The organism is Gilliamella sp. X-23 (assembly GCF_057063545.1).
Window position 1 is genome coordinate 1 of the sequence record NZ_JBXSQG010000025.1, and the last position, 11,923, is coordinate 11,923.

Consider the following 11,923-nt stretch of genomic DNA (forward strand, 5'->3'; position numbering starts at 1 on the left):
TTCAGTGAGTTTAAGTGATTTAGTCACTAGGTATAATTATTGGGGAGATGATGATGGAGATGGACAGGGTATAAATGGTGTTACTGCTACAGGGGATATATCGGTATCGTTTACGGATAAGGATGGCAATACTGTTAATCGTAGTGATGCATTGGATATATGTAAGGCTCCTTATAGGGTAACCTTAACAAATACAAGTGGCACATTAGCAACCCAGTATGGTGTGCCAAGTAGTCGTAGTTTCAGTGGAGCAACGGTAGATTATTATATTAATCCGAATTTATCACAGCTAGTTATTTGCTCGGTCAGGCCAAATCTTAATCATGGTACAGATGGTTTCGCCGGCCCATCTAACATATGGAGTCCTACAAAGGGCTTTTTAGTTCAGTCAACGAGTCCATCATCTTACGGCCAAAATTTTCCAACTACAGGTTTAGATGGCTTGTATTTTGATTTGCTTATTGGTGGCGCTGATGATGAGAGCCAGTTGAGTTGGACGGTTATCACAAATGGTAGTATAAGCGCAACGGTGAGTTGGACAAGGCCGCGTACAGATTCACACCAAGATCCATGGACTGGAGATGCCGTACAACATGATAACTGGATTATAGATAAATCTAAGAATGTAACACGGGTAACATTGCATGGTCCTAAAGCTGATAGTACTCAAATAAACTCAAGTAATCCAAGTTCACTAACACGTCCATCTTTGCCACAGACCTTTGAGTTGGTCGGTAGGGATGGTCGTGGTAATGAGGTGAGGTATGGATTTGTCTTAAAGCAGTGGTTCGTCCATCAGGGTTATAAATATGATACCCCTTCTAATCAAATCACATGGTGTAATAGTTTAGGTTATCGTTTGTCACAGGTAAGGGATTTAACCAATGCGGTTTGTTCAGGAACGTGGAGTGGAGATCGTTGTCAAGGTGCAGTAGGTGCCACGCCGTCCTCTAGTGATAATCATTACAAGCGTCACATAGGTGCAGGTTTTTTCACGGAGTGGGGCCGCATGGCCAACTACGCTGATGCGGGCTTTATCGGCGACCACTACCGGACAAGCGACGTTAAAATAGATAACTCGTACTTACTTGTCCACTCGGAAGACGGCATCGTCAACGACTACTTTTTCCGATATTACGCTGTTTGCACCTTTTAGGTTTTAGTTCTTAATCCTTAGGGCGCGTAGGGCGGTTATGGTGCTAAGAGGGATAATATAGACAAGAATAAAGCCCCCGAGGGGGCTATCCCTTAGGGTTGCGTTGTTGCGGTGAAGCTACAATCGTGCCGCCCCGCCCCCGCCGTCGCCGATGCAGAAAGCATGGCAGACGGTGGCTCAGGGGTAAAATAAATAAGAATAACCAAGCAGTTGGTGGTAAGGATAAGTGTTTGTTGCGTACTTTGAAATAGTGGTGTTAATTCAACTGATGGCATCTATTAAATGCTTGGCATAATATGCCTAACAGTAAAATGAGCACTACTAACACAGCACTTATTCATTACCCAAGGCTTTCAACCTAAAATTGTCACGCAAGCTTGCTGATAAAAAGGACGAAAGTAAGGGGGATATTGTTAAATCAGCGATATACGCATCTTAGGTTGCAACTTCCCAACTGGGGTGCGAAAGGTTTTTGATTTTGCTTATATCAAAAAACACCAACTGACTTGGCCCTCAAAACAAAGTTAAAAAACAACCATACGGCAATCTATAAAAATAACATAGCAAAAATCTGTCAGAAAAGGTATTGATTTTATTAAAGTTTTTCTTGGCTGCTTTTTAACAAAAACCGCCTTATAAAAACACAATAACCTATCCCAAAAACGATGGTTATGTTGTTTGTCCTATTCCGGCGTCGGGCAGCCGAAGGCCACATTCTGCATCCAACCCATCATCCCATCCACCAAAACAAAAAAACTTTATTTTACCCCCACCATGACAATTCTGATCAATTGATAGGTCCAGTTTTCGTATATTGTAGTTAAGCCGTTATAATAGCGATTATTTGCTTTTGGATAAAATAGGACAACCGTGCAAACCTCATTAAAAAAGCCCCAATTACATTGCCGAAACAAACATCGAAATGGTTATGATTTTGCAAAGCTCATGAGTAGACTTCCAGAACTGTCTCAATATGTAAAGCCGAATCTATATGGTAATTTATCAATTGATTTTGCCGATCCGATGGCAGTTAAAATATTAAATAAAGCCTTGTTATTTAATGATTACCAAATAAATTATTGGGATATTCCAGATGGTTATTTATGTCCGCCCATTCCGGGTCGAGCGGATTATATTCACTATTTAGCCGATTTATTGGCACAAGATAATCAAAATAGCATTCCGATAGGTAAGCAAATTCGCGTTTTAGATATTGGCGTTGGTGCCAATGTGATTTATCCCATTATTGGTTGTGCTGAATATGGTTGGTCGTTTGTGGGAAGTGATATCAATCCAGCGGCTATCAAGGTTGCCTCTTTAATAATACAGGCCAATGCGTTACTAAAAAACACTTTGCAGTGTCGATTACAAAAAGATAATCAAACCATTTTTAAGCATATTATTAAGCCTAACGAATTTTATGCGTTAACGATATGTAATCCACCTTTCCATGCTTCGGAACAAGATGCGCTGGCAAGTGCACAAACTAAACTGAAGAAGTTAGGTAAATTAACGCATTCAAAACCAAAAACCGTACTTAATTTTGGTGGGCAACATGCAGAGTTATGGTGCAAAGGGGGCGAGGCCGCTTTTATTGCTAATATGATTCGCGAAAGTACTGAATATAAAACCCAATGCTTGTGGTTTTCGTCATTAGTGTCGAAAAAAGAGACCTTATCATTAATCAACAAAAAGTTGAAACAAGCCAATGTCGTTCAAAGCCATATTATTCCCATGGCACAAGGGCAAAAAATTAGCCGATTTGTCGCGTGGTCTTTTTTTGATCAACATGAGCGCCAACAAATTTTGTTAAAAAATGCCCAAAAGGCAGAGCAACCACAATAAATTAGTCCACTTTTTTGTTATTCAAGTGAGCAGATTTTGTTGTAAAAAGTAGCTTAAATTCATTTAGTTTATTCTAATAAAATACCGATAGCTTATTGTATTGCTTTTGGTTAAGATGGGTGGTTATTTAATAACCATTATTAACACAACCCAATCTTCAATATGCATAGGAAATACCGATATGAAAAGTAATCAAACAGCTCAACTCATTGAGCAGCTACAAGGTATTGTTGGACATAAATATACTTTAACAAACCCTAACCGTACGTTACCTTATCGTCAAGGTATTCGTTTTGGTGAGGGTGATGCATTGGCCGTTGTCTTACCCGGGACGTTAGTTGAGCAGTGGCAGGTATTAAAAGCGTGTGTTGAAGCGGACGTGATTGTTATCACACAATCAGCCAATACGGGCTTAACAGGGGGATCGACACCCGATGGTAATGATTATGATCGTCCCATTGTGATTGTCAGTACTCGTCGATTAGATGGGATTAAAGTGATTGAAAATGGTGAGCAAGTTGTTTGTTTGCCGGGTAGTACATTATTTAGGTTAGAAAAAGAGTTAAAAAAATATCATCGTGGACCGCATTCGGTCATTGGTTCATCTTGCATTGGCGCTTCTGTGATGGGCGGAGTCTGTAATAATTCTGGTGGCGCACTTATTCAGCGTGGGCCAGCGTATACACAAATGGCAGTGTTTGCGCAATTAGACCAGCAAGGGCAGTTGCGCTTAGTGAATCATTTAGGGATTGAACTGGGGGATGATCCAGAAACGATTTTACAGAACTTGCAAAATCATACCTATACCGATAAGGATATTAAACATGATGCTGGTTTAGGGCATGATCATCATTATTGTGATCATGTTCGTGAAATTGATGCTGATACACCTGCACGATTTAATGCTGATCCCGCCCGTCATTATGAAGCATCAGGTAGTGCAGGGCGCTTGATGGTTTTTGCGGTGCGTCTTGATACTTTTCCACTTGAGCAAAAATCGGCAGTCTTTTATATCGGTACCAATGATATTAATGAACTAAATGGTATTCGTCGCCATATTTTAGGGCAGTTTAAAACGTTGCCTGTGTCGGGTGAATATATACATCGTGTGGCGTTTGATATTGCTGCAGTTTATGGAAAACCGACCTTTCTAGCTATTAAGAAGTTAGGTACCGATATGATGCCGCGCATGTTTGTTTTTAAAAATTGGGTTGATCGTGTTACGGCAAAAATCCCATTTTTCCCTAAAAACTTTTCGGATCGGTTTTCTATCTTCGCCTGCAAATTTTTACCTAATCATTTACCAAAGTCATTGCGTGATTATCGTGATCGTTATGAACATCATCTTATTTTAAAGATGGCAGATGATGGGATTGCTGAAGCTGAAGCTTTTTTGAAAGACTATTTTCAAAATAAAAATGGTAATTATTTTTTGTGCAATGAAAAAGAGGCCGAAGCGGCAATGTTACACCGTTTTGCGGCAGCGGGGGCTGCAACGTCTTACCGAAATGTACATAGCAAAACAGTAGAAAACATTGTTGCATTAGATATTGCACTAAGGCGTAATGATACCGATTGGTTTGAAACACTGCCAGAAAGCATCGATCAAAACTTTATTTACAAAATGTATTATGGGCATTTTTTCTGTTATGTGTTCCATCAAGATTATATTGCTAAAAAAGGGGTAGATTGCGATAAAGTTAAGGAGGAGATTTTAGCATTGCTTGATCAGCGTGGTGCGCAATATCCAGCCGAGCACAATGTGGGGCATTTGTATCATGCCAATGAGGATTTGAAAAAATTCTATCAAGAGCTTGATCCTACAAACAGTCTTAATCCGGGCATAGGTAAAACATCTAAGAAGAAAAATTGGGCTTAATTTTTTAAATTCTAGATGCTATTCATAATTAAAACCAACCGCTAGAAATCACATCTAGCGGTTTTTTTAGAATAATATCGCAATAGAACAATTAGTGGTTATTTAAATCACACTAACTTTTTTAATTGATATAAAATTTCTAATGCTTGTTTTGGTGTTAACGCGTCAGGGTCGATCTGTTTTAAAGCTTCTTCAACTTCTGAAGGTTCAGGTTCGTTTATAAAAGAGAGTTGTGATTTATCGATGCTGCTGTTAGCCGATTGTTTTGAGATAACTTCTAACTCTTTTAATTTTTGTTTGGCTCGTTTCAAAATCGTTTTAGGCACGCCGGCAAGCCCTGCCACGGCAATTCCGAAACTTTTGCTAGCGGCACCTTCAGAAACTTCGTGGATAAAAGCGACCGTGTTGTCATGTTCAATGGCATCAAAATGGACGTTATAAACGCCTTGCATATGCTCGGGGAGTTGCGTTAGTTCAAAGTAGTGGGTGGCAAATAGTGTCATTGATTGGATTTCATTGGCAAGATTTTCGGCACAGGCCCAAGCAAGCGAAAGCCCGTCGTAAGTTGATGTTCCTCGACCAATTTCATCCATTAATACTAGGCTTTGTTTTGTTGCATTGTGCATAATGTTGGCCGTTTCGGTCATTTCGACCATAAAAGTGGAACGACCAGACGCCAAATCATCAGAAGCACCAATGCGCGTAAAAATGCGATCAACAGGTCCAATTACTGCTTTTGATGCAGGGACAAAGCTACCAATGTAAGCAAGCAATACAATCAATGCGGCTTGGCGCATGTAGGTACTCTTTCCACCCATATTCGGACCTGTAATAATCAACATTCGTCTTGTTGGTGAAAGGTGCAGCGAATTGCGAATAAACGGCGTTTGTAGCACTTGTTCAATGACAACATGACGTCCGTCTTGGATCTCAATACCTGCTTGTGTTGACAATGTTGGACGTTGATAATTGAGCGTTAATGCTCGCTCGGCAAGATTAGTTAAAACGTCAAGTTCCGCAATTGCTTCTGCGCTGGTTTGCATATCAGCTAAGTCGGGCATTAATAGATCAAACAGTTGTTCGTAAAGTTGTTTTTCAAGCGTTAATGCTCGACCTTTTGAGGTAAGTACTTTATCTTCGTACTCTTTCAGTTCTGGAATAATATAACGCTCTACATTTTTCAGTGTTTGACGTCTTGTATAATGAATCGGTGCAAGGTGGCTTTGTCCACGACTAATTTGGATGTAATAGCCGTGAACGGCATTAAATCCGACTTTTAATGTATCAATGCCGAGTGTTTCTCGCTCTCTTATTTCAAGTTGTTCAAGGTAATTGGTTGCGCCATCGGCCAGATTACGCAGTTCGTCTAATTCGCTATGGTAACCTGTTGCAATCACGCCACCATCACGAATAATCGCCGGTGGCACTTCAACAATTGCGTTATTTAATAATGTTGCAATATGATCAAATTGATTAATGTTGGCACGTAACGCCTGTAAATAAGGTGAATTAAATTGTCCTAATAAAAGATGTAACTGTGGCAATAAGTTATATGCATCACGCAAACGCGCAAAATCCCGTGGGCGAGCCGTGTGTAGTGCCAATCTTGCTAAAACACGTTCAAGATCGCCCATTTGTTTTAATAACGGTAATGCGTCATCAATATGATGTTGTAATTCGGCAATGGCATCTTGGCGGTTTTGCAAAATCTTAATATCACGAATGGGAGAATGCAACCAGCGCTTAAGCATTCGACTGCCCATAGGGGTTTGCGTTTTATCTAGCACGTCAGCAACAGTATTAGATGTACCGCCCGATAAGTTTTCGGTTATTTCTAAGTTATGGCGTGTTGCGGCATCTAATACCATAAAGTCATATGCTGATTGTTTAATAATTGAACGTATATGGGGTAGTGCAGTGCGCTGGGTATCTTTAACATATTGCAATAAGCAACCGGCCGCACAAAGAGCATAATTGCACGCTTCTACACCAAATCCAACTAAATCGTTAGTGCCAAATTGCAAATTAAGCTGTTGTTTTGCCGTTTCAAGATCAAAGTCCCATTGTGGACGGCGACGTAGACCATGGCGATGTTCAATTAATGGCATGGATTGAAATTCTTCTGGATATAGCAATTCAACAGGATTCGTGCGTTGTAATTCAGCTTGCATTGCTTCGAAACTATCACATTCAAACACATAAAAGCGACCAGAACTAATATCAAGCGTGGCGTAACCATAATGATTTTTATGTTGCCAAATTGAAGCAAGTAAATTATCTTTGCGATCCTCTAACAATGATTCATCACTGACCGTGCCCGGCGTGACAATACGCACAACTTTGCGCTCAACAGGTCCTTTGCTCGTTGCCGGATCGCCAATTTGTTCACAAATAGCCACCGACTCACCTAGCGAGATTAACTTGGCTAAATAACTTTCAACCGCATGGTACGGTACACCCGCCATAGGAATCGGTTCACCATTTGACGAACCACGCTTTGTGAGCGAAATATCTAAAAGCTGCGAGGCACGCTTGGCATCATCATAAAACATCTCATAAAAATCACCCATGCGATAAAAAAGCAAAATATCCGGGTTTTCAGCTTTAAGTTTTAAATACTGCTGCATCATTGGGGTGTGGTTGGTTAAGTTTTCGTTTTTAATCATGGCGATATTTCTATATATTGTTTTATTTCAAATTTTTATGTTTTAATGCTTACCTTATTAAGTATCATAAAATTGCATTTAAACGCAATTATTAGTATGACTAAAAGTATGAGTTAATGATTTTTTTGTATAATTAACAAGTTGGTCATACTAACATGTGATTGAGCCATTATAACCGATTATTGTTTTGTAGCAGAGGCAATTTTATCTTACTTAATATATTGAAGATCGTTTTACTAGTGAAGGAAAACTAATAAAAGGTGCTCGTAAGCCTAAAGGTCAAGATGAGGTAAGACGCACTTTGTATTCAGATCCAGTAAAACATGGGGAAATATAGTTGCGACCGATATTTCTGGGCAAGATGTGATCGATCTCATTATATCTATTTATTCATATTACCACATTGGTTACCTCATGATTTACGACGCACTGTACGCACAGGATTATCTCGATTACAATGTCTGAGTGAGGTCGCTACGGCTGTATTAGGGTATTCACGTAAAGGTATTGAAGGTACTTATTCTATATAGTTATGATAATGAGTGTAAAGAATAGTTACAAAAGTGGGGCGATTATTTAGATGAATTACAGCAAAATTCAAAGTAAGAAAGGATATTTATAATGAGCAAATATTCACCACCTTATAATATTACGCCTGCAATTATAAATTCTATTTCTGAAATAAGTGAATTATTAGGGCATTGGTCTGCAACAGGTAGGCTTGCATCACCACAACTACGTAAAGAAAACCGTATCAGAACTATTCAAGCATCTTTAGCAATTGAGCATAATAGTTTATCCATAGAGCAAGTTACCGCTATTATGGATGGTAAGCATGTTTTAGGTCCTGTGCGCGATGTTCAGGAAGTTCGTAATGCAATACTTGCTTATGAAAGACTTCTACAATGGAATAGTGGCAATATAAAACATTTTCAACAAGCACATAAGCTACTTACTAAAGGTTTAGTTGAATATTCAGGGAATTGGCGTAATAGTGGTGTTGGGATCTATCGAGAAAATCAGCTTATTCATATGGCTCCTCAGGCTGAGCGTGTACCAATATTAATGCAGTCGCTTTTTGATTGGTTAAATCAGACAGATATTCATCCTTTAATTAAAAGTTGTATTTTTCATTATGAGTTAGAGTTTATTCATCCTTTTTCAGATGGTAATGGACGAATGGGGCGTTTATGGCAAACATTGATTCTAAGTGAATGGCGTAAGGAGTTAGCTTGGTTACCTGTTGAAACATTAGTTTGTGAAAATCAAGAAAAATACTATCAAGTACTTGGTGAAGCAGATCGAGCAGGTGATTGTACTTGTTTTATAGACTTCATGTTGCAAACTATTGCGAGTAGTTTAAAAGCAAGTATTACCGACACATCTAATCAGAATAATGTCGGAGAAAATGACGGAGAATTGTCGGAAAAAAATAATACTATTAAGATTACTCAAACAGCTAAAAGTATATTAAAGATACTAAAAAATGATTCAACAGCAACTATCACGGATCTATCAGCACAATTAGGTGTGAGCACTAGAACGATTGAACGTAACCTCAAACAGCTTCAGGAGCAAGGATTATTAAAACGTTTAGGTAGTGCGACTAAGGCTGGCTATTGGAGTGTTGTTTCTTTAGAATAATTTAATATGAGGTTTTCAATAAAATCAAAGGTTGATACCACTTTGACAAAGTGCCGAAAACTAATAAACCAATAAAACCGAAAATAGCATGCCCCTATAATAGTCATTTAACCCACAAAAACAGGTCAGAAAAGGTACTGATTTTATTGATGTTTTTATTTGGTGGTTTTTAGCCTAAAATCACCATCAAAACCCGTTCCCAGCAGTATGCCAACATAGGTTGACTCAATCATTAACAAAACCTTACAAATTTTTAACGGAAAAACTAGCGCATTATTAATCAAGCGGTTATAATTTAAGCGCTTTCAAAGCAAGGAAAAGCTCGTTAGTCGAGCTGTTAGTTATAAAAATTATAAATAAAACAATAAATTACTTGACAGGATTATCGAAATGCGCTACCATGCATGGCATCTGGCATCTGGCATCTGGCCTGCCAAACCTATGCCCTAAATCTTTTTAATTTTCACGGTATTCAAAACCGGACTCAATTCTTATTTTCATCACCGAAGTCATTTCGCGTAGCGAAATCGACGCCGTCATCGAGGTCTTTACTGGCGATGTCTTCGGCGGACTCTTCGATAACATCTTCGACAAAATTATCGTCGATATCCAAGTGGTTATTAAGGCTGCCATTACTATCCAAACCGCCAGTATTGTTTAGACCTTCATTGTTATCTAAATCGGCATTGTTCTTTGCGGCATTGTTGTTATTGTCCTATACGCAGGGTACAGAGGCGTTAACGGCAAATACAACCAATACTATTCACGGAAGTGGGCCATATTTAACATTTGATGGTGGTCGAACAAAGGCAACGGATACAGATAGTTTATTGTCTATTAAGTTGCAGGATGGTCGGGTTATCAGGCCATCAACTAATACATCGAGTTCAACAAACCCGATAATATTACCTAGTGGTAATTTTACTTTTAATGATATTCATATGGTAATACCGTCGGGTGCAACATATACCACTTTAAGTCGTCTAATTAGCCAAATGAGTTGGGGAGATGATGATGGAGATGGACAGGGAATTAATGGAGTAACTGCATCAGGGATTATATCGTTAGCAATAAAGGATAAATATGGCACAACTGTTAGTCGTGGTGATGCATTAAGTAAATGTAGTGCACCTTATAAGGTAACCTTAAGTAGTGCAGGGGGAAGTATAACTACACAATATGGTGTGCCGAACAGTAACAATTTTAGTGGAGGTGCTGCGACGTATTACATAGAGCCGAATTCTTCTGGTAGTTGTTACTTTGTCCAGTACGCAAGGCCGAATCTTGAATATGGTGCAGACAAGTACGCAGGTCCATCTGGCATGTGGGATTCTACTAAGGGTTTTTTAACTCAGTCTAATGATTCTTCATCTTACGACCAAAACTTTCCAACTACAGGTTCAGATGGATTGTATTTTGATTTGCTCATAGATGGAGTTGATGCAAGTCAGTTGACGTGGTCTCCGGTCACTCGTGGTAATATAACAGCTACTGTGACAAGTGTAGCAGCTAATGATGGTTGGATTCTTAGTGCTGATAGAGGAAAAGTTGTTGCACGTGTTAAGTTAAGCGGTCCTAGGGCAAGTAGTACTCAAATAAGCTCAAGTAGTCCTAGTAGACTTACCGTACCATCTTTGCCACAGACCTTTGAGTTGGTGGGTAGGGATAGTAGTGGTAATGAGGTGAAGTATGGATTTGTGTTAAAGCAGTGGTTCGTCAATCGGAGTTATATAGCTGATACTCTGTCTAACCAAATATATTGGTGTAGTCGTTTGGGTTATCGGATGCCTAGGGTAAGTGATTTAACCAATGCAGCCAATCCTACTATTTCTGGCGCTACGCCTAGCTCATCTGATAATAATTACATGCGTCATATAGGTGCAGGATTTTTTACGGAGTGGGGCGTCATGTACAACTACGCTGATGCGGGCTTCGCCAACGCCAGCTATTGGTCAAGCGACGCGACAGGTAGTAATGGCTTTACTGTCTACTCGTCCCACGGCCATGTCGGCGGCGATGGTGCTAACAAAAACTTCTCTGGCCTTTGTGCCGCACCTTAGCTTTTATATCTTAGTCCTTAATCCTTGGACCGCGGGGGCGGCCCTTATGGTGCCTGAGAGGACAATCTAACAAAGAATAACGCCCCTGCGTAAGTTGGGGCATATTCCCTTAGGGTTGCGCTGTTGCGGCGAAGCCACAATCGCACCGCCCCCGCCGCCGACGACGCTGAAAGTGTTGATGGCGGTGGCTCAGGGGTAAAATCAAATAAATAAAGAGAAGTCATGTAATGGAAATAGAACAAAAATTAGCATTAAGTGAAAATCCGATACATTTTTTGAAAGAAGGTCTTTTTTTAAAGGCTTATAACCAGTCATTTTACGTAATGAGTCAATTATTAGGATTTAACCTAAAGCCGATAATCAAGCATATTAAAAAACTCGACCAAATTATTGTATGTGGTGGATTTCCGGCTAATGTCATCAATAAACGTTATCCTAATGTGTTTTTGGGTTGGTGGATAAAATGAATTGAGTGCAGTGGTTTCGGACGTTTTGACCTTTTATGTACAAAATAGTTATCGTGATCACGTCCGATTTAGGGGATTTTGAACTGCACCCCAAAAGTTGTACAAAAAAACTAAGCTGCTGGAAAATAATACTCCCGATATTGAACAGGACTCTTTTTGTCCAAGCTTAATTTAATTCTTCTATGATTATAATAATGGATATATTC

The 11,923-nt window shown here is 39.4% G+C and carries 8 protein-coding genes and 1 pseudogene; 7 read left to right on the forward strand and 2 right to left on the reverse strand.

Going from position 1 to position 11,923, the window contains the following annotated elements:
• The 3 genes from ACYH9I_RS11085 to dld all read left to right on the forward strand — a co-directional run.
• Positions 1–1,156: hypothetical protein (locus ACYH9I_RS11085; protein WP_483560766.1), on the forward strand; the 1,156-nt coding region annotated here is incomplete at its 5' end.
• Between the two features lie 870 nt (positions 1,157–2,026).
• Entirely contained in the window at positions 2,027–3,001 is a 975-nt protein-coding gene (gene rlmF, locus ACYH9I_RS11090; protein ID WP_483560767.1) for a 23S rRNA (adenine(1618)-N(6))-methyltransferase RlmF, read from the forward strand.
• Between the two features lie 181 nt (positions 3,002–3,182).
• Complete coding sequence (gene dld / locus ACYH9I_RS11095) at positions 3,183–4,880, forward strand: D-lactate dehydrogenase (protein ID WP_483560768.1); 1,698 nt, start codon at positions 3,183–3,185, stop codon at positions 4,878–4,880.
• Between the two features lie 107 nt (positions 4,881–4,987).
• Here the strand turns inward: dld and mutS are convergent, their stop codons facing one another.
• Positions 4,988–7,546: a DNA mismatch repair protein MutS gene (mutS, locus tag ACYH9I_RS11100; RefSeq protein WP_483560769.1), complete on the reverse strand. Its 2,559-nt coding sequence runs from the start codon at positions 7,544–7,546 to the stop codon at positions 4,988–4,990.
• Positions 7,547–7,941: 395 nt separating this feature from the next.
• Here mutS and ACYH9I_RS11105 point away from each other — a divergent pair.
• The 4 genes and pseudogenes from ACYH9I_RS11105 to ACYH9I_RS11120 all read left to right on the forward strand — a co-directional run.
• Positions 7,942–8,101 (forward strand): annotated as a pseudogene (locus ACYH9I_RS11105) (tyrosine-type recombinase/integrase); the annotation flags it as partial.
• A gap of 66 nt (positions 8,102–8,167) precedes the next feature.
• Positions 8,168–9,190 carry a Fic family protein gene (locus ACYH9I_RS11110; protein ID WP_483560770.1) on the forward strand — a complete coding sequence of 341 codons (1,023 nt, stop codon included), beginning with the start codon at positions 8,168–8,170 and terminating at the stop codon, positions 9,188–9,190.
• A gap of 404 nt (positions 9,191–9,594) precedes the next feature.
• Positions 9,595–11,250, forward strand: a complete 1,656-nt coding sequence (locus ACYH9I_RS11115; RefSeq protein WP_483560771.1) for a hypothetical protein — start codon at positions 9,595–9,597, stop codon at positions 11,248–11,250.
• 227 nt (positions 11,251–11,477) lie between these two features.
• Positions 11,478–11,717, forward strand: a complete 240-nt coding sequence (locus ACYH9I_RS11120; protein WP_483560772.1) for a hypothetical protein — start codon at positions 11,478–11,480, stop codon at positions 11,715–11,717.
• Between the two features lie 110 nt (positions 11,718–11,827).
• Here ACYH9I_RS11120 and ACYH9I_RS11125 read toward each other — a convergent pair.
• Positions 11,828–11,923: IS3 family transposase (locus ACYH9I_RS11125; protein ID WP_483560429.1), on the reverse strand; the 96-nt coding region annotated here is incomplete at its 5' end.